Consider the following 18,471-nt stretch of genomic DNA (forward strand, 5'->3'; position numbering starts at 1 on the left):
GATATGACTGATCAGCGCAAAGGCAGCGATGCCGAACCCACCACTCACTTCGGCTTCAAGAACGTCCCGGAAAGCCAGAAAGCGGAAAAAGTCGCTGAGGTGTTTCACTCCGTAGCGGCCAAGTACGACCTGATGAACGACGTGCTCTCCGGCGGCATGCACCGCCTGTGGAAACGCTTCACCATCGAGCTGTCGGGTGTTCGCACCGGCAACCGCGTGCTGGATATCGCCGGCGGCACGGGCGACCTGGCAGCCAAGTTCTCCAAGCTGGTTGGCCCGACCGGCCAGGTGGTCCTGGCGGACATCAACGGTTCGATGCTCAAGGTCGGCCGTGACCGCCTGCTCGACAAGGGCGTGGCCGGCAATATCGAATTCGTCCAGGCCGACGCGGAAAAACTGCCGTTCCCCGACAACCATTTCGACTGCGTGACCATCGCCTTCGGCCTGCGCAACGTGACCCACAAGGAAGACGCAATCCGCTCGATGCTGCGCGTCCTCAAGCCGGGCGGCCGCCTGCTGGTCCTGGAGTTCTCCAAGCCGACCAATGCGCTGATGTCCAAGGTCTACGACACCTACTCGTTCGCCTTCATGCCGCTGATGGGCAAGCTGATCACCAATGACGCCGAGAGCTACCGCTACCTGGCCGAATCGATCCGCATGCACCCCGACCAGGAAACCCTGAAGTCGATGATGGTAGAGGCCGGTTTCGACCGCGTGACCTACCACAACATGACCTCGGGCATCGTCGCCCTGCACCGCGGCATCAAGCCCTGATGTTGTTCGCGGGCCTCCTCGCCAGCGTAGAGCACGGCCTCAACCGTGTGCTGCGCCTGGACAGCACCGCCCTGGCGCGGCTGGCGCACTTGAACGGCAAGGTGATTGCCGTCGACTGCCGCAGCCCCGCCTTGCAGCTGTTTATCCTGCCCAGCGATGAAGGCCTGCTGCTCGCGACCCAATGGGCCGCCGAGGCCGACTGCACCCTGCGTGCGCCGGCCTCGAGCCTGTTGCACCTGGCGCTCAGTCGCAACAAGACCGCCATCCTGCACAGCCCCGAAGTGGAGCTGGAAGGCGACAGCGCGGTGCTGATGGACCTGGCCGCCGTGCTGCAGGACCTGGAGCTGGATTGGGAATACGAGCTGTCCCGCTGGATCGGCCCCGTGGCCACCCAACTGATCAGCGGACACCTGCGCAGCCGCTCGCGCTGGTACCAGCAGGGGTTCGCCAGCCTCAATCAGAACCTCGCCGAATACCTGAGCGAAGAATCGCGCACCCTGGTCGGAGAACGGGAAGCGCAAGCGCGCTTTCGTGAACTCGACAAGGCCAAAATCGACCTGGAACGCCTCGAGGCCCGCTTCGAGCGCCTGAGCCGTTCCCTTGATCCAAGCGATAACGCATGAAGCTGCTCGCCGTCCGCCGTTTGTTTCGTATCCAGCGCGTCGTAATCCGCTACCGCCTCGATGACCTGCTGTTCGCCCTGCCCCTGCCCTGGTTCCTGCTCGCGGTGCGCTATGTGCTGCCGTGGCGCTGGTTCCCGCGCAAACAGCTGGAGCTGAGCCGTGGCGCGCGCCTGCGCCTGGCGCTGCAGGACCTGGGGCCGATCTTCATCAAGTTCGGGCAGATTCTGTCGACCCGCCGCGACCTGCTGCCGGAAGACATCGCCGACGAACTGATGCTGTTGCAGGACCGCGTACCGCCGTTTGATTCCCAGCAGTCGATGAAGCTCATCGAAGACCAGCTGGGCAAGAAGATCAGCGAGGTGTTCAGCCGCTTCGACGTCGAGCCCCTGGCTTCGGCCTCGGTGGCGCAGGTGCACGCGGCGCAGCTCAAGACCGGCGAAGAAGTGGTGGTGAAGGTGATTCGTCCGGGCCTTAAGCCGATCATCGGCCAGGACCTGGCGTGGCTGTTCATCCTCGCCCGCGCCGCCGAGCGTTTCTCGGCGGATGCACGCCTGCTGCACCCGGTGGACGTGGTCGCCGACTACGAAAAAACCATCTACGACGAGCTAGACCTGTTGCGCGAGGCGGCCAACGCCAGCCAGCTCAAGCGCAACTTCGAAGGCTCGCCGTTGCTCTATGTGCCACAAGTGTATTGGGACTGGTGCCGCCCGAAAGTGCTGGTGATGGAGCGCATCTACGGCGTGCAGGTCACTGACCTCGCCACCCTCGCCGACCAGCGTACCGACATGAAGATGCTCGCCGAGCGCGGCGTGGAGATCTTCTTCACCCAGGTGTTCCGCGACAGCTTCTTCCACGCCGACATGCACCCGGGCAACATCTTCGTCAGCACCGTCAACCCGTGGAGCCCGCAATACATTGCGATCGACTGCGGCATCGTCGGCAGCCTGACCCCGGAAGACCAGGACTACCTGGCGCGCAACCTGTTCGCATTCTTCAAGCGTGACTACCGCCGTGTGGCGCAGTTGCACATCGACTCAGGCTGGGTGCCGGCAGAAACCAAGCTGAATGAATTCGAAGCAGCGATCCGCACCGTGTGCGAGCCGATCTTCGAAAAACCATTAAAAGATATTTCCTTCGGCCAGGTGCTGATGCGCCTGTTCCAGACCGCGCGCCGCTTCAATATGGAAGTGCAGCCGCAACTGGTGCTGCTGCAGAAGACCTTGCTGAACATCGAAGGCCTGGGCCGCCAGCTCTACCCTGACCTCGACTTGTGGAACACCGCGCAGCCGTTCCTCGAACGCTGGATGCGCGAGCGCGTCAGCCCGAAAACCTTGCTGGGCAACCTGCACAGCCAGATGGAACAGCTGCCGCACCTGGCCAACATGACCCGCGACCTGCTGGAGCGCATGTCCCAGCCCCATGCCAAGGACCCGGCGCCACCATGGCAGAAGCGCAAGGACGACTGGTTCCTGCGCCTGCTCGGCGCGGCGCACCTGGTGGGTGGCGTGATGCTGGCCATCGGCGGGCCGCTGAACCAATTGGGCCACTGGCCGGCCGGCATCATGGTCGCCGTGGGTGTTTATCTGATCGTGCGTCGATAGCCAATCCGGTTATACACTGTCGCAAATTGCCGGAGCCGAACATGAAAGACTGGCTGGACGAGATCAAGTGGGACAGTGACGGCCTGGTGCCGGCCATTGCCCAGGACTACAAGACCGGGCGCGTCCTGATGATGGCCTGGATGAACCGCGAGGCGCTGAGCCTGACTGCCGCTGAGCAGCGTGCCATCTACTGGTCACGCTCACGTGGCAAACTGTGGCGCAAGGGCGAAGAGTCCGGGCATGTGCAGACCCTGCACGAGATGCGCATCGACTGCGACGCCGACGTGGTGATCCTGATGGTCGAGCAGATCGGCGACATCGCCTGCCACACCGGCCGTCACAGCTGCTTCTATCGCGTGTTCGAGAACGGCGAATGGAAGGTTGTCGAGCCGGTGCTCAAAGACCCGCACGCCATCTACTCCGCAGGACACTGAACATGAGCGATACCCTGAACCGTGTGGCCCAGGTGCTGGAAGACCGCAAAGGCGCGGATGCCGACAGCTCCTATGTCGCCAGCCTGTACCACAAGGGCTTGAACAAGATTCTGGAGAAACTCGGCGAAGAATCCATCGAGACCATCATCGCCGCCAAGGACGCCCAGGTCAGCGGCGACTGCAGCGATGTGATCTACGAAACCGCCGACTTGTGGTTCCACAGCCTGGTCATGCTCGCCCAACTGGGGCAGCATCCACAGGCAGTGCTGGATGAACTGGACCGTCGCTTCGGCTTGTCCGGGCATGCCGAAAAGGCCTCGCGCCCGTCCGCCTGAATAACTTTTACAGAGGAATTGCAGCATGGGCATTTTTGACTGGAAACACTGGATCGTCATTCTGGTGGTGGTGGTACTGGTGTTCGGCACCAAGAAACTGAAAAACCTCGGCACCGACGTGGGCGAGTCGATCAAGGGCTTTCGCAAAGCCATGAACGACGATGAGAAGCCGGCCGACCCGGTCGTCAACCCGGTGCCTCCGGCCCAGCCTGTGCACCCACAGGCCACCCAGCCGATCACCGAGCGTCGTACCTTCGACGTGCAGGCTGAAAAAGTCGAAGAGCCGACCCGCAAAGACTCGTGAGCACTGACTAATGTTTGGTATCAGCTTCTCTGAACTGCTCCTCGTCGGCCTGGTTGCCTTGCTGGTACTCGGGCCGGAACGCCTGCCCGGTGCCGCACGCACGGCCGGCCTATGGATCGGGCGCCTGAAACGCAGTTTCAACGCCATCAAACAGGAAGTTGAACGGGAAATCGGCGCTGACGAGATCCGGCGCCAGCTGCACAACGAACATATCCTGTCGTTGGAGCAGGAAGCGCGCAAAATCCTGTCTCCGGTGCAGGAACCCGCCAAACCGGCGGAGCCTGTGGTGGAACACAGTATCGCGCCGCCCGCCGCGGCCGAGCCTGCACCCGTGGTGGAACCGACCCCGGCACCGAGCGTTCCCGCCCCGACAGAGCCAGCGCCGACGCCCGTTGCGTCGCCCGCTCCCCATGACCCTACATTGCCGCCGCGAGCCCCATGAGCGCTGATAAACCGGAAAACGACCAGCACATGCCGCTGGTCTCGCACCTCACCGAGTTGCGTACCCGCCTGCTGCGTTGCGTAGCGGCCATCTTCATCATCTTTGCCGGGCTGTTCGCCTTCACCCAGCAGATCTACACCTTCGTCTCCACGCCCTTGCGCCAGTACCTGCCGGCCGGCGCGACGATGATCGCCACCGACGTATCGTCGCCGTTCCTCACGCCGCTGAAGCTGACCATGATGGTCTCGCTGTTCCTGGCAATCCCGGTGATCCTGCACCAGATCTGGGGCTTTATCGCGCCGGGGCTGTACAAGCATGAGAAACGCATCGCCGTGCCGCTGCTGGTGTCGAGCATCCTGCTGTTCTACACCGGCATGGCGTTCGCCTACTTCCTGGTGTTCCCGCTGATCTTCAAGTTCTTCGCTGCCGCCACCCCGGCCGGGGTGGAGATGATGACCGACATCACCAGCTACCTCGACTTCGTGATGACGCTGTTCTTCGCCTTCGGCGTGGCCTTCGAAATCCCGGTGGCGGTGGTGCTGCTGGTGTGGATCGGCGTGGTCGACGTGAAGTACCTGAAGAAAATCCGCCCGTACGTGATCATCGGCTGCTTCGTGGTCGGCATGATCCTCACGCCGCCGGACATTTTCTCCCAGACCCTGCTCGCCGTGCCGATGTGGATGCTGTTCGAGATCGGCATCCTGTTCAGCGCCTTGATCAGCAAGCGCGGCGAACATCCGGATGACCAACCCGCCGACGACGACCAGCCGCCAGCGACCCAGCCGTGAACCTGCTGCTGCTCGAAGAGGCCGACTTCATCGCGGCCGACCGCGTCATCTTGCGTGATCGGCGCCTGGTGCACATGCAGGACGTCCACCGCGCGGCGGTCGGCGACAACTTGCGTGTCGGCCGCATTGGCGGGCTGATGGGCAATGCGCAACTGCAACGCCTTGAAGCACACGAAGCCGAGCTGCAAGTGAGCTTCGACCTGCCGCCCCCGCCCAAACTGCCGCTTACCCTGCTGCTGGCCCTGCCGCGCCCGAAGATGCTGCGTCGGGTGCTGCAGACCGTAGCGGCCATGGGCGTGCCCAAGGTGGTGCTGGTCAACAGCTATCGGGTCGAAAAGAGTTTCTGGCAAACCCCGTTCCTGGAATCCGAGGCGATCCGCGAGCAACTGATCCTCGGCCTTGAACAGGCGCGCGATACAGTGTTGCCGGAGATCATCATCGAGAAGCGCTTCAAACCCTTCGTCGAAGACCGCCTGCCGGCCATGACCGAGGGCACCCTGGGCCTGATCGGCCATCCGGGCGATTACCCGGCGTGCCCGCGCGGGCTGGATACGCCGGTGACCCTGGCCATTGGCCCGGAAGGTGGCTGGATCCCCTATGAAGTGGACCTGCTGAGCAAGGCCGGAATGCAGCCAGTCCAGCTGGGCGCGCGCATCCTGCGGGTCGAAACCGCCGTCACCGCCCTGCTCGCCCGCTTGTTCTGATCCCCCACTTGTTGCGGATGAAGGTGTTTCAGGGGGCGAGCCGACTAAGGCAGTAAGATTTTGTGGCTAATCTGCTTTTTTGTGGCGAGCGGGCTTGCCCCGCGTTGGGCTGCGAAGCGGCCCCAAACCCACCACTCATGAACACCTGACCCACCGCATTCTGCTGGATTGGGCCTGCTGCACAGTCCAACGCGGGACAAGCCCGCTCGCCACCCCCCTTCCTCCTACAGAATCTTCCCGCTCTGCCGATAACCCCTGGATAAGTCCAAGCCTTGTTCCAGGGGAGATCGCAGCATGTATCGTTGGTTAGCCGAAAAGCTGGGGAATGTGAGCGTCAACCGCAAGCTGGGCATAGGTTTTGGCCTGGTGTTGATCCTGACCCTGTTGATCACGTTCACCGGCTGGACCGGGCTGGGCGAGGTGATCAGCCGTGGTGACAAGCTGGGCTTCATCTCCAGCCTCACCGGGCTGACCAAAGACCTGCGCCTGGCGCGCCTGGACTTCGAAACCCGCCGTGGCGAACAGGGCACCGGCGCGGTCAATGACCTGATCACACAGCTGGAAAACGGCCTGAAAACTGCCGAGTCCCTGATCGAGCAACCCGACGACAAGGCCCTGGTCGAGCAACAACTGGACGCCTTGAACCAATACAAAAAAGCCTTCGGCGCGATGGTCCAGGCCGGTCTAAAGCGTGAAGGCGCTCGCAGCAAACTCGGCGACACCGCCGACAACGCCGTCGCCAAGATCAACGAAGTCGAAAAAACCCTGCTGCAAGGGGACAGCGTCACCCAGTTCAATCGTGTGGTCGACCTGAGCAAGCTGATCCAGCAATCACGCTTCCAGGTGCGCGGCTACACCTACAGCGGAAAAGTCGAGGCCGAACAGCCGGCGCTGGATGCCATCGACAACGCCCTGAAGAAAATCACCGAACTCGAAGGCCAACTGCCGGCCGAGTTCCAGGCCAACCTGCAAGAGGCCAGCGTTTCGCTGCAAGCCTACCGCGCGGCCGTCAGCCAGTACCGCGACTCCCAGGTCGCCAGTGCTGCGGCCCTGGCAATCATGAACACCCAGGGCGATGTGCTGCTGGGTCATAGCGAAAAACTCACGGCTTCCCAGACAGTGGTGCGCGATACCGACGCAGCGCAAGCCAAACAGTTGTTGCTGCTGGCCACCGCACTGGCGCTGATCTTCGGCGTCGTCGCGGCCTGGGCCATCACGCGCCAGATCGTCATTCCGCTGAACCAGACCCTCAAAGTCGCCGAGCGCGTAGCCTCCGGCGACCTGAGCCACAACCTCACTTCCCTGCGCAAGGACGAGCTGGGCCAGCTGCAACGCGCCATGCAAAGCATGAGCGTAGGCCTGCGCGAACTGATCGGCGGCATCAGCGACGGCGTCACCCAGATCGCCAGCGCCGCCGAGCAGTTGTCGGCCGTGACGGAACAGACCAGCGCCGGCGTCAACAGCCAGAAAGTCGAGACCGACCAAGTGGCCACCGCCATGAATGAAATGGCTGCCACGGTGCAGGAAGTGGCGCGCAACGCCGAGGAAGCTTCTGAGGCCGCTGTAGCCGCCGACCAGCAAGCCCGTGAAGGCGACAAGGTCGTCGGCGAAGCCATCGCCCAGATCGAACGCCTGGCCACCGAGGTCGGTAACTCCACCGAGGCCATGGGCCATCTGCAGCGTGAAAGCGACAAGATCGGCAGCGTGCTTGATGTGATCAAGTCCGTGGCCCAGCAAACCAACCTGCTGGCCCTCAACGCGGCGATCGAGGCCGCGCGGGCTGGTGAAGCCGGCCGCGGCTTTGCGGTAGTGGCCGATGAAGTGCGCAGCCTGGCCCAGCGCACCCAGAAGTCCACCGAGGAGATCGAGGAGCTGATTGTCGGCCTGCAAAGCGGCACCCAGCAGGTAGCGAACATCATGGACAACAGCCGTGGCCTCACCGACAGCAGTGTCGAGCTGACCCGCCGTGCCGGCAGCGCCCTGGGCAGCATCACCCGCACGGTGTCGACCATCCAGGCGATGAACTCGCAGATCGCCACCGCCGCCGAGCAGCAAAGCGCCGTGGCCGAAGAGATCAACCGCAGCGTGCTCAATGTGCGCGACATCTCGGAACAGACCGCTGCGGCCAGCGAAGAAACCGCTGCGTCGAGCACCGAACTGGCGCGCCTGGGCACGCACCTGCAAGCGCTGGTCAGCCGCTTCCGCGTCTGACGCCCACCCCACGTGGCGACCTGTCCTGGGTCGCCGCGCATACCCTGTGAAATTTCCTACGCACTTATCAGCCCCGCCTTCGCCCCCCGAGAACTAGCGTTCAGTCAGTTCAATGTGCTTGCGCACCTCAAGAACGCCCGTTGTTCTCTTGTCGGAGGGGTCATCATGTTTGCTCGAATGACGCACCTGTTGGGTGACGCCAGCGTCACCCTCAAGCTGGTCCTGGGATTCTCGCTGGTCCTGGCCCTGAGCCTGGTGATTGCCGTCACCGGCTGGCAGGCCCTGGCCGCCTCGCTCTATCGATCACAAACGCTGACGATACTTGCGCAACTGGCGGTGACTGGCGAGGAACTGCGCGCCGACAGAATTGTTTATCGCACCCTCGACGATACCAACAGCCTGAATAAATTGAGTGTCAGCATGGGCAAAGTCGACGATCTGCTGGTGGAGCTTTCCGGCCGACTGAAAATACCCAAACCTATCGAACACCTGCAGGAAATGACGCGCATTTCAGCGTCGTTCAAAACCACACTCAAGGACGTGCCCCTGCTGGTTGAAAAGCGCGAGGGCGCCCGTGAACAGCTGAAACAAAGCTCGTCGCGAACCGGCGACGTCCTGGCACAACTGGCCAGCGACCTGCCTGACCAGGAGGACGCAAAAGCCCTGGATGCCATCGAAGACCTGCGCCAGGCCATCGAGCAGGCCGAAGATCGCGCGCAAAGCCCCGCGTGGGCCGCCAGTTCGCTGGAGGCCTACGCGCAGGCGATCGCTGACGCAGAGCGCAGCCTGGAAACCGCCCAGGCGGCCGTGGCGAAACTGCCGGTGGACGGCAACCTGCTGAAAAATACCGTGCTCGGCACCCGCACTTACCTCACGCGTCTCAAGGACACCCAACTGACCACGGAAAATACGCAAACCCAACTGGAGCAACAGCTGGATCAACTGCTCGCGCAGAGCGACCTATTGAGCCAGGACCAGACCCACAGGCGCGACAGTGAGGCCGAGCAAGCCCGCACCCAGATGCTGGGGGTTACCGCTGCGGCGTTGCTCCTCGGTGTCCTGGCCGCCTGGGTGATTGCCGGGCAAATCGTCAAGCCGCTGCGCAAGGCACTGGACGTCGCCCATCGCATTGCCGAGGGCGACCTGTGCCACGACATACAGACCAGGCGCCGGGACGAACTGGGCCAGTTGCAACGCAGCATGGCGCAAATGACCCTGAACCTGCGCGGGCTGATTGGCAATATCAGCGATAACGCCCGGCAAATCGCCAGTGCAGCCGAGGAGCTGGCGGCCATCACCGTGCAAACCCGTGCCGGGGTCAGTCATCAGCGCGATGAAACCGAGCAGGTCGCGACAGCCATGAACCAGATGCTGGCCACTGCCCAGGAGGTGGCGCGCCACGCCGAGCAGGCTTCCATCGCCGCAGCCGAAGCCAATCAACAAGCGGAATTGGGCGATCAGGTGGTGACGGATGCCGTCGCGCAGATTGAACACCTGGCCCATGAGATGGCGCGCTCGAGCCAGGCCATGCTGGCGCTGCAACACGAGAGTCAGAAGATCGGCAGCGTGCTGGAGGTGATCAAGTCCGTGTCACAGCAGACCAACCTGCTGGCGCTCAACGCCGCGATAGAAGCCGCACGCGCTGGCGAAGCTGGCCGCGGCTTTGCGGTGGTTGCCGATGAGGTCCGCAGCCTGGCGCAACGGACCCAACAGTCTGCCGAGGAAATCGAGGGGCTGATCGGGGGCTTGCACAGCGGCACGCAACAAGTGGCCGACATCATGGACTACAGCCGCACCCTGACCGACAACAGCGTCACCCTGACGCGCAACGCCGGGGATGCCCTGACCGAGATCGCCCGCACCGTGGCGGTCATTCAGGAGATGAACCCGCAGATCGCCGCAGCCGCCGAAGAGCAAAGTGCAGTCGCCGAGGAGATCAATCGCAGCGTCTTGAAAGTCCGCGACGCCTCGGAACAGACCGCCACCGCCAGTGAGCAGACGGCGGCGGCGAGTCTCGAGCTGGCGCGGCTGGGAACGGATCTGCAACAGTGTGTGGGGCGGTTCAAAGTCTGAGCGCCCCCGCGCGTTACAGGACCTGACGCAAGAATGCCTGGGCCCGTGGGTCTTTCGGCGCGTCGAAGAACTCGGCCGGGGCCGCGTCTTCGAGCAATTTACCGTGATCGAAGAACAGCACCCGGTCCGCCACTTCGCGGGCAAAGCCCATTTCGTGGGTCACGCAGACCATGGTCATGCCTTCCAGGGCCAGGGTCTTCATGACGTCCAGCACTTCGCCGACCATTTCCGGGTCAAGCGCCGAGGTCGGTTCGTCGAACAGCATCACCTTGGGTTCCATCGCCAGCGCCCGGGCAATCGCCACGCGCTGTTGCTGGCCGCCGGAGAGTCGCGACGGGAACTCGTTGGCTTTCTGCGCAATACCGACCTTTTCCAGCAGCGCCAGGGCCTTGGCCTCACGCTCCTGCTTGCCGCGCTTGCGCACGACTTTTTGCGCCAGGCACAGGTTTTCCAGCACGGTCATGTGCGGGAACAGGTTGAAATGCTGGAACACCATGCCGACTTCACGGCGATAGGCGTTCACGTCGGTCTTCGGGTCAGCCAGTTGCAGGCCGTCGATGCTCACCGAACCCGAATCGAATTCCTCCAGGCCGTTGAGGCAGCGCAGGAACGTCGACTTGCCGGAGCCCGACGGGCCAATGACCACCAGCACTTCGCCCTTGGCGACTTGAGTGGTGACGTTATCCACCGCGCGCACCACATGGCCACGGGTGTCGAAGACTTTTACCAGATCGCGGACTTCAATCACTTTGCGCGAGCCTCCGCTCAAGCCGGCTGGCCATTTTCGACAGCGGCAGGTTGATCAGCAGGTACAGGCCTGCCACGCAGAACAGGATTTCAAACGGCGAGAACGAGGTGGTGATCACCTCGCGGCCACTCTTGAGCAGCTCGGTAATCGCGATCACCGACACCAGCGAAGTGTCTTTCACCAGGCTGATAAATTGCCCGGCCAGCGGCGGCAGCACGCGCTTGAATGCCTGCGGCAGCACCACGTGGCGCATCGACTGGCTGGCACTCAGGCCCAGGGAGCGCGCGGCTTCGTTCTGGCCACGGGTGATGGACTGCACGCCGGCGCGCACAATCTCGGCCACATAGGCACCGGTGAACAGCGACAGTGCGGCGATCCCGGCAAACTCGCGGGACAGGTTGAGTACCGTGCCGATAAAGAAATAGAAAATGAAGATCTGCACCAACAGCGGCGTACCGCGCACCAGTTCGACGTAGATCGTCGATAGATCGCGCAAGGTCGGATTAGTGGACAGACGGCACAACCCGGTCGCCAAACCAATCGCCAAACCGAGAATGCCGGACACCACCGACAGCCACAACGTGGTCCACAAGCCCCACATCAGCGGCCCCAACGCCCAATGCCGGGTCACACCGACCACATCGCCCTCGGCCACATCGTCACCGCGCGCCACTTGCAGGCTGTTGTCGGCCACGCTGAGCTTCTGCTCCACGCCGGCATCGTTGCGCAGGGTCACTTCGGCTACATCGCCTTTGCGCACCAACTCGACCACGGTGGAGATATCGGCGGCACGCTGCGACGTTTCGGCCTGATAGGCGAAGTACTGCGGTACGCGGTTCCAGCGCCATTCGTAGGACATCAACGACGTCGCGTAGTACAAGGCGCCGGCCAGGCCGACCAGCACGACCACGGTCAGCAGGTGCCAGGGCCATTGGGCTTTTTTCTGTTTCATTTCAGGTTCCGGGATTGATGTCGCCTGTCAGGCCGCTTTCGCGAGCAAGCCCGCTCCCACACTTGACCGAGTTCCAACTTGAGAATGCGGTCAAAAATGTGGGAGCGGGCTTGCTCGCGAAGGACGCGACTCGGTATTCAGCCGAACTTATTCCATGTCCTTGAGCCACTCGGAGCTCTTGAACCACTTGTCATGGATACGATCGTAGGTGCCGTCGTTGCGGATCTGGTGCAGGAAGTTGTTGATGTAGTTGATGCTGTCGTAGTCACCCTTTTTCAGGCCAAACGCCAACGGCTCGAAGGTGAAGGGTTCTTCCAGGAACACCAGCTTGCCGTTACCGACTTTTTTCTCGGCAACCACGTTGTAGGGGGCGTCATACACAAAGGCGTCGGCCTTGCCGTTGACCACGTCCAGCACACCTTCCTGCTCGTTGTCATAGCCGTGGTACTTGGCCTTGGAGATCAGCTTCTTGGCGACCATCTCACCGGTGGTGCCGAGCTTGGAGGTCAGGCGGTATTTCTCGTCGTTCAAATCCTTGTAGGACTTGATGGTGCCTTCCAGGTCCTTGCGAATCAGCAGGGTCTGGCCGACGACGATGAAGGGTTCGCTGAAGTTCAGGCGCAGGTTGCGCTCCTGGGTCAGGGTCATGCCGCTGCCGATCATGTCGAACTTGCCGGTCAGGAACGCCGGGATGATGCCGTCATAACCGGTGGAGACCAGCTCCAGCTTGACGCCCATGGACTTGGCCAGGGCCTTGAGGATGTCGACTTCGAAGCCGATGATCTCGCCACGCTTGTCGGTCATTTCGAACGGCATGTAGGTCGGGTCCATGCCGACTTTCAGCGTGCCGCGCTTGACCGCATCGTCGATGGCGCCGGCCTGGGCCGCAGTGGCGGCAACCAGCGCCGTGACGCCGAGCAGCAGCATCGAAAGATACTTTTTCATCATCAAGTCCCCTGAACGTTTCTTATGAGGTCGGCGCGCAAACGGGCTGCACCATTTCGGGGTGCGATCCTAACCCACTCGATGCCCGTCACAAAGGTTTCACGGGTAATTGTTATCGGCGTATGTCGCAAAGGCCCCACAACGGTGCAGCCAAGCGCAGGACTAGACGCATGCACACGGCAAAGCGCCAACGGATTGATGTGTAAGAAGTTATGACTTTCAGTGGATTTCCTTCAACCAGGCTGTGTCTTTAAACCACTTGTCGTGCAAGCGATCATAGGTGCCGTCCTGGGCGATCTGATTGAGGAAATGGTTGATCCAGTTGAGGCTGTCGAAATCGCCCTTTTTTACTCCAAACGCCAGTGGCTCGAAGGTGAAGGGCTGCTCCAGGGCCAGCAGCGCGCTGTTTTCCGGACGCCCCAGGGCAATCAGGTTGTAGGGCGCATCATGGATAAAGGCATCGGCCGCACCGGTCACCACCTGATGCACGCCCTCCTCCGGCGTGGCAAAACTGCTTAATCGCGCCGCGCCGAGAAAGCGTTGCGCCGCCGCCTCGCCCGTGGTGCCTTCGGTGGTGGCGATGCGGTAGCTGGCGTCGTCGAGGTCTTCAACGCTGCCGACCTTGCCGAGCAGGCTGGGGTGCAGCAGCACGGACTGGCCGACCACGATGAAAGAGTCGCTGAAATTCAGCTTCAGGTTGCGCTCCTGGGTGACCGTCATGCCGCTGCCGATCAGGTCGAACTTCTTCGCCAGCAACCCCGGCATCAGCTCCGTATAGGGCACGCTGACCAGCTCCAGCTCCACCCCCAGGGCCTGGCTCATCACCCTGAGCAGGTCGATTTCAAAGCCGACGATATGCCCCTATTTGTCGGTCATTTCAAACGGAACGTAAGTGGGCGTGGTACCCACCTTGAGCACGCCGCGCCGAACGGCGTCATCAATCGCCCCGGCCTGGACCAGGCCGATGTGCAGCCACGCGACAGCGACTATCAGCAGTGCCGAACAATACCGTTTATTCATGAATCCCCCTGTGACTACGTCAAATTCGGGGCGATGCTAACCCAGCCGTGCGCACGGCAATACGCCTCGGGCGAGGGTCTTTTGTTTCGAAATAACAAGGAGTTAGAGAGATACGGAAGAGGGTCGAAACGCTGTAGGACACGCGTCTCGAACACCCCCGAGGAGACCCCTCGGGGGCGTCTGAATCAGGCCGGTTGGGCCTGGGACGACAGCGGTTGCAGCGGCAGCAACGGCGCGTGCGGATCGGCCTTGATCGAGTCACGCCAGGCGGCGAGCCACTCGGGATGCCCTTCGCTCCAGACCTGCTCGTGCAGGCGGGCCAGGGCTACCGGATCACTGAGCAAGGCCAGGCGCTCGGCATTGTTGAGGCCGGCAGGGCCGACTTTCAACGCATGACGCACACGCTCGACACGCACATACTCGATCGGCTCCGCTTCACGGTGCCGCGAGGTCGCCAGGGCGCAGGCCAGGGCGTTCTGCTGCGGGTCGACCACCGAACGCACGAAGCCGTCGTTGAGTGCGTGCCAACGGTTTTCGTGGGTGTACTTCTCGGTCGACAGCAGGGCTTGCGGCGGATTGTATTCCTCAGGGATCAGGAACAGGCTCTCGTCACGCGACTTGAGGCCCAGCTTGACCCGGCTGGAAATCACCGACACCGGGATCGACAGCATCAGCGAACCGACGATCGGGATCAGCCACCACAGGAAGCTTGGGTTCAACCACACCACCAGCAGCGCCCACAGGAAGCCGAGCACGGTTTGCGGGCCGTGGCGCTTGACCGCTTCGCTCCAGGGGGTGGAGTCGTCGTCACGCTGCGGCGAATTCCAGGTCGCGGCCCAGCCGAGGAACGCGGCAAGTACGAAACGCGTGTGGAAAATCATCCGCACCGGGGCCAGCAGCATGGAGAACAACATCTCCAGCAGCATCGACAAGGTCACCTTGAACTTGCCGCCGAACTCTTTCGCGCCCTTGGCCCAGATCAGGATGATGCTCAGCAACTTGGGCAGGAACAGCAGCACGATGGTGGTGGAGAACAGCGCCACCGCCTTGTCCGGGTGCCATTGCGGCCACAGTGGGTACAACTGGCGTGGCGCCATGAAGTACTGCGGCTCCATCAGGGTGTTTACCGCCAGCAACGCGGTGGACAACACCAGGAAGAAGAACCACAACGGCGCCGACAGATAAGACATCACACCGGTCAGGAACACCGCGCGGTGCACCGGGTGCATGCCTTTGACGAGGAACAGGCGGAAGTTCATCAGGTTGCCGTGGCACCAGCGACGGTCACGCTTGAGTTCGTCGAGCAGGTTCGGCGGCAACTCTTCGTAGCTGCCCGGCAGGTCGTAGGCAATCCACACGCCCCAGCCGGCACGGCGCATCAGCGCAGCTTCGACGAAGTCGTGGGAGAGAATCGCCCCGGCAAACGCACCCTTGCCCGGCAACGGCGCAAGGGCGCAGTGCTCGATAAACGGCTTCATGCGGATGATTGCGTTGTGACCCCAGTAGTGGGATTCACCCAGCTGCCAGAAGTGCAGGCCGGCAGTGAAAAGCGGGCCGTAGACGCGGGTGGCAAACTGCTGCATGCGTGCATACAGGGTGTCCATGCCCGACGCACGCGGCGCGGTCTGGATAATCCCGGCATCCGGCGTGGCTTCCATCAGGCGGACCAGGCTGGTCAGGCATTCGCCGCTCATCACACTGTCGGCGTCGAGGACCACCATGTACTTGTAGTCACCGCCCCAACGACGGCAGAAGTCGTCGAGGTTACCGCTCTTGCGTTTGACGCGACGGCGACGGCGACGATAGAAGATCTTGCCGAAGCCGCCGGCTTCGCGGCACACGTCGAGCCAGGCTTGCTGCTCGGCGATGCAGATGTCGGCGTCATTACTGTCGCTGAGCACGAAGAAGTCGAAGCGATCCAGGTCACCGGTGGCGGCCACCGACTCGAACGTCGCGCGCAGCCCCGCAAACACACGCGGCACGTCTTCGTTGCAGATCGGCATCACCAGCGCGGTGCGCGCATCTTTCGGGATCGGCTCGTCGCCGGCACTTTTACCGGAGATCCGGTATTTGTCGTGGCCGGTGAGCAACTCCAGGAAGCCCATCAGCGCGGTCCAGAAACCGGCCGAAACCCAGCAGAACAAGATCCCGAACATGATCAGGATGCTGGTTTGCAGGGCGTAAGGCAGTACCTGGGTGGCGGTTTGCAGCAGGGTCTGGTTGCGGATCTCGTCGAAGTCGACCAGCGACCAGCCCTGGTACGGCATGATGCCTTTCATGTACCAGCCGGCGACGATGGTCTGGCCGAGCATCAGCACCAGCAGGATGTAGCGGCGGATCGAACCGACGGTGCGCCAGCGCGCAGCCGGCAACACACGCTCGTCTTTCGGCGGCTTCGGCGGGTTGGTGCGACCGGTCAGGCGCCGCCAGCCACGTACCAGGATATTGGTGCGCCATGGCTCAGGCACGACCTTGGTACGGCGAATCGGCGGCGTGGCCTTGAGGCACACGCGACCGTTGGCGTCGAGCGCGAGCATTTCGGCGTCTTGCAGCTCTTCGGCCGTGTTCAGGGTCAGCCGGCGGCCGACCGACGCCTGGGCGGCATCGACCGGCGCATCGAACGTCGACGACGACAAGCGCTCGTGCAGTTCGGTGAAGGATGTGCAGCCCGCCAGTTCGGCGCGCTGCTCAGCGGTCATCGGGAGATGCGCCAGATACTCGGAGAGAGTCTCTGGCTGGACTTGAGAATTACTCATCGGCAGGCAACTGATAGCTCCAGGTTTCGGTCAGGACTTGCTCGGTCTTGATCGGCTCCGGCGTGGCTGGGGCAGCTTCTGGCTGCTTGGCTTCCTTGTCTTTCGCGTCTTTCTTGGCCTGTTTCTCGTGCTGCTTGGCCAGGACCTTGTCCGCCTTGAGCACTTGCGTCGAAACCTGCTCCGGCTCCGGCTGCACGATGTCTTGCACCAGTGCGGCGCGCATTTCGGTCGGCTTGCCTGCGTCCTTGATCTTCATGCGCAGGGTCAGGCGCCAGCCTTTGGTGTGCTCGTTGTAACGCACGCTGTTTTCCACGATTTCAGCGTTGTCACCCACGCTCACCTGGCTGCGCACCGGGGCATCCGGCAGCAGTTTTTTCAGGGACGGACCTTCGAAGTCGACCAGGTAGGCAACGCTGCCATCCGGCTGACGGATCAGGTTCGATTGCTTCACATCACCGGTTGAACGCAGGGTCTGCTTGACCCAGGCGCTGTCCGGCGAATGGAACGCGGCGTCGTCCAGCGTCCAGTGCAGGCGATAGGCAACATCCAGCGGCTTGCCGACTTCCGGCAATTCGGCCGGGCTCCAGAACGCGACGATGTTGTCGTTGGTCTCGTCGGCGGTCGGGATCTCTACCAGGTCGACGGAACCCTTGCCCCAGTCGCCTTCAGGCTCGATCCAGGCGCTTGGGCGCTTGTCGTAGTTGTCGTCCAGGTCTTCGTAGTGGCTGAAGTTGCGGCCACGCTGCAGCAGGCCGAACCCACGCGGGTTCTCGACGGTGAAGTTGCTGACCGACAGGTGTTTAGGGTTGTTCAGTGGGCGCCAGATCCACTCGCCGTTACCGGCATGGATCGACAGGCCGCTGGAGTCGTGCAGCTCGCGACGGTAGTTGAGGACCTTGGACGGCTGGTTGGCGCCGAACAGGAACATCGAGGTCAACGGGGCAACGCCCAGCTTGCTGACCTTGTCGCGCAGGAACATCTGGGATTTGACGTCGACCACGGTGTCGGTGCCCGGACGCAGGATCAAGCGGTACGCGCCGGTGGCACGTGGCGAGTCCAGCAGGGCGAAGATCACCAGGTGCTTGTCACCCGGCTTCGGGCGCTCGATCCAGAACTCGGTGAAACGCGGGAATTCTTCACCGGACGGCAGCGCGGTATCAATCGCCATGCCACGGGCGGACAGGCCGTAGACCTGGTCCTTGCCCACGACGCGGAAGTAGCTGGCGCCGAGCATGGTCATGATTTCGTCTTGCTTGTCGCCCTTGTTGATCGGGTACAGCACGCGGAAACCGGCATAACCCAGCTGTTCGGTGGCCTTGGGATCAAACTTGACGTCGCCGAAATCGAAGCGCGTCGGGTCGTATTTGATTTCCTGGACGCTGTCGGCAGTGACTTCGTTGATTTTCACCGGTGTATCGAAATGCATACCCTGGTGATAGAAGGACAGCTTGAACGGGGTATTCTGATCGGCCCACTCGGCTTTTTCGTTGCGGAAACGAATCTTTTGGTAGTCAGCGAATTTCATTTCGCGGAATTCGTTCGGCAGATTGCTGCGCGGAGCTTCGTATTTCTGCCCGGCCAGCTCTTTTGCCTTGGCCGACACATCATCCAGACTGAATGCCCACAGTTGACCCGCGCCGAACAGGCAAAACAGGGCAGAGCCCGTCACCAGTGCGTTTCGTAACCGTTTGGCAGACAATTTTGGTGCATTACAGGGACTAACAATCACGAGCAACCCTCGCCGAAAACAGATCAAAAAAC

General features: G+C 62.2%; 15 protein-coding genes and 3 pseudogenes. 12 read left to right on the forward strand and 6 right to left on the reverse strand.

Annotation, left to right across the window (positions count from 1 at the left end):
• Nucleotides 1–3: 3 nt before the first annotated feature.
• The 12 genes and pseudogenes from ubiE (at nucleotide 4) to C9990_RS29430 (ending at nucleotide 10,289) form a co-directional block, all read left to right on the forward strand.
• Nucleotides 4–774: a bifunctional demethylmenaquinone methyltransferase/2-methoxy-6-polyprenyl-1,4-benzoquinol methylase UbiE gene (gene ubiE / locus C9990_RS29380; protein ID WP_003171186.1), complete on the forward strand. Its 771-nt coding sequence runs from the start codon at nucleotides 4–6 to the stop codon at nucleotides 772–774.
• Nucleotides 774–1,397, forward strand: coding sequence for an SCP2 domain-containing protein (locus C9990_RS29385; RefSeq protein WP_065899889.1), 624 nt, complete (start codon nucleotides 774–776; stop codon nucleotides 1,395–1,397). Before ubiE ends, C9990_RS29385 begins: the two co-directional genes overlap by 1 nt.
• Nucleotides 1,394–2,998, forward strand: a complete 1,605-nt coding sequence (gene ubiB, locus C9990_RS29390; protein ID WP_065899888.1) for a ubiquinone biosynthesis regulatory protein kinase UbiB — start codon at nucleotides 1,394–1,396, stop codon at nucleotides 2,996–2,998. Before C9990_RS29385 ends, ubiB begins: the two co-directional genes overlap by 4 nt.
• A 41-nt stretch (nucleotides 2,999–3,039) precedes the next feature.
• The gene (hisI, locus tag C9990_RS29395; protein WP_065899886.1) at nucleotides 3,040–3,432 is read left to right on the forward strand and encodes a phosphoribosyl-AMP cyclohydrolase; all 393 of its coding nucleotides are present in this window, start codon (nucleotides 3,040–3,042) and stop codon (nucleotides 3,430–3,432) included.
• Nucleotides 3,433–3,434: 2 nt separating this feature from the next.
• Nucleotides 3,435–3,767, forward strand: coding sequence for a phosphoribosyl-ATP diphosphatase (locus tag C9990_RS29400; RefSeq protein WP_065899885.1), 333 nt, complete (start codon nucleotides 3,435–3,437; stop codon nucleotides 3,765–3,767).
• Nucleotides 3,768–3,792: 25 nt separating this feature from the next.
• Nucleotides 3,793–4,071, forward strand: a complete 279-nt coding sequence (locus C9990_RS29405) for a twin-arginine translocase TatA/TatE family subunit (protein WP_012721795.1) — start codon at nucleotides 3,793–3,795, stop codon at nucleotides 4,069–4,071.
• Between the two features lie 10 nt (nucleotides 4,072–4,081).
• Complete coding sequence (gene tatB / locus C9990_RS29410) at nucleotides 4,082–4,513, forward strand: Sec-independent protein translocase protein TatB (RefSeq protein ID WP_106805383.1); 432 nt, start codon at nucleotides 4,082–4,084, stop codon at nucleotides 4,511–4,513.
• Nucleotides 4,510–5,301 carry a twin-arginine translocase subunit TatC gene (tatC, locus tag C9990_RS29415; protein ID WP_065899881.1) on the forward strand — a complete coding sequence of 264 codons (792 nt, stop codon included), beginning with the start codon at nucleotides 4,510–4,512 and terminating at the stop codon, nucleotides 5,299–5,301. The genes tatB and tatC overlap by 4 nt, the downstream gene beginning before the upstream one ends.
• Nucleotides 5,298–6,005, forward strand: coding sequence for a 16S rRNA (uracil(1498)-N(3))-methyltransferase (locus C9990_RS29420; RefSeq protein ID WP_106805384.1), 708 nt, complete (start codon nucleotides 5,298–5,300; stop codon nucleotides 6,003–6,005). The genes tatC and C9990_RS29420 overlap by 4 nt, the downstream gene beginning before the upstream one ends.
• 294 nt (nucleotides 6,006–6,299) lie before the next feature.
• Nucleotides 6,300–7,310: pseudogene (locus C9990_RS33215) on the forward strand (methyl-accepting chemotaxis protein); the annotation flags it as partial.
• 201 nt (nucleotides 7,311–7,511) lie between these two features.
• Nucleotides 7,512–8,216: a methyl-accepting chemotaxis protein gene (locus C9990_RS33220; RefSeq protein WP_371920716.1), complete on the forward strand. Its 705-nt coding sequence runs from the start codon at nucleotides 7,512–7,514 to the stop codon at nucleotides 8,214–8,216.
• A 165-nt stretch (nucleotides 8,217–8,381) separates the two neighbouring features.
• Complete coding sequence (locus C9990_RS29430; protein ID WP_177410360.1) at nucleotides 8,382–10,289, forward strand: methyl-accepting chemotaxis protein; 1,908 nt, start codon at nucleotides 8,382–8,384, stop codon at nucleotides 10,287–10,289.
• Nucleotides 10,290–10,302: 13 nt separating this feature from the next.
• On the opposite strand, the gene C9990_RS29435 is transcribed toward C9990_RS29430, so the two are convergent.
• The 6 genes and pseudogenes from C9990_RS29435 to C9990_RS29460 form a co-directional block, all read right to left on the reverse strand.
• Nucleotides 10,303–11,037: an amino acid ABC transporter ATP-binding protein gene (locus C9990_RS29435; protein WP_058423697.1), complete on the reverse strand. Its 735-nt coding sequence runs from the start codon at nucleotides 11,035–11,037 to the stop codon at nucleotides 10,303–10,305.
• The gene (locus C9990_RS29440) at nucleotides 11,030–11,989 is read right to left on the reverse strand and encodes an amino acid ABC transporter permease (RefSeq protein ID WP_065899870.1); all 960 of its coding nucleotides are present in this window, start codon (nucleotides 11,987–11,989) and stop codon (nucleotides 11,030–11,032) included. Before C9990_RS29440 ends, C9990_RS29435 begins: the two co-directional genes overlap by 8 nt.
• 147 nt (nucleotides 11,990–12,136) lie before the next feature.
• On the reverse strand, nucleotides 12,137–12,934 hold the full coding sequence (locus C9990_RS29445) for a transporter substrate-binding domain-containing protein (protein WP_065899930.1): 798 nt from the start codon (nucleotides 12,932–12,934) through the stop codon (nucleotides 12,137–12,139).
• A 219-nt stretch (nucleotides 12,935–13,153) separates the two neighbouring features.
• Nucleotides 13,154–13,954, reverse strand: a pseudogene (locus C9990_RS29450) (transporter substrate-binding domain-containing protein).
• Nucleotides 13,955–14,137: 183 nt separating this feature from the next.
• A pseudogene (mdoH, locus tag C9990_RS29455) lies at nucleotides 14,138–16,710 on the reverse strand (glucans biosynthesis glucosyltransferase MdoH); the annotation flags it as partial.
• Nucleotides 16,703–18,382, reverse strand: a complete 1,680-nt coding sequence (locus C9990_RS29460; protein ID WP_207200698.1) for a glucan biosynthesis protein G — start codon at nucleotides 18,380–18,382, stop codon at nucleotides 16,703–16,705. The gene C9990_RS29460 and the pseudogene mdoH, both read right to left, overlap by 8 nt.
• Between the last annotated feature and the right edge of the window lie 89 nt (nucleotides 18,383–18,471).

Source organism: Pseudomonas sp. S5D5 (genome assembly GCF_003013355.1).
GTDB classification, from domain to species: Bacteria; Pseudomonadota; Gammaproteobacteria; order Pseudomonadales; family Pseudomonadaceae; genus Aquipseudomonas; species Aquipseudomonas aylmerensis.

Coding starts and splice junctions, on each gene's coding strand:
- ubiE (WP_003171186.1), top strand. CDS start 4: ATGACTGATCAGCGCAAAGGCAGCGATGCCGAACCCACCACTCACTTC.
- C9990_RS29385 (WP_065899889.1), top strand. CDS start 774: ATGTTGTTCGCGGGCCTCCTCGCCAGCGTAGAGCACGGCCTCAACCGT.
- ubiB (WP_065899888.1), top strand. CDS start 1,394: ATGAAGCTGCTCGCCGTCCGCCGTTTGTTTCGTATCCAGCGCGTCGTA.
- hisI (WP_065899886.1), top strand. CDS start 3,040: ATGAAAGACTGGCTGGACGAGATCAAGTGGGACAGTGACGGCCTGGTG.
- C9990_RS29400 (WP_065899885.1), top strand. CDS start 3,435: ATGAGCGATACCCTGAACCGTGTGGCCCAGGTGCTGGAAGACCGCAAA.
- C9990_RS29405 (WP_012721795.1), top strand. CDS start 3,793: ATGGGCATTTTTGACTGGAAACACTGGATCGTCATTCTGGTGGTGGTG.
- tatB (WP_106805383.1), top strand. CDS start 4,082: ATGTTTGGTATCAGCTTCTCTGAACTGCTCCTCGTCGGCCTGGTTGCC.
- tatC (WP_065899881.1), top strand. CDS start 4,510: ATGAGCGCTGATAAACCGGAAAACGACCAGCACATGCCGCTGGTCTCG.
- C9990_RS33220 (WP_371920716.1), top strand. CDS start 7,512: ATGGCTGCCACGGTGCAGGAAGTGGCGCGCAACGCCGAGGAAGCTTCT.
- C9990_RS29430 (WP_177410360.1), top strand. CDS start 8,382: ATGTTTGCTCGAATGACGCACCTGTTGGGTGACGCCAGCGTCACCCTC.
- C9990_RS29440 (WP_065899870.1), bottom strand. CDS start 11,989: ATGAAACAGAAAAAAGCCCAATGGCCCTGGCACCTGCTGACCGTGGTC.
- C9990_RS29445 (WP_065899930.1), bottom strand. CDS start 12,934: ATGAAAAAGTATCTTTCGATGCTGCTGCTCGGCGTCACGGCGCTGGTT.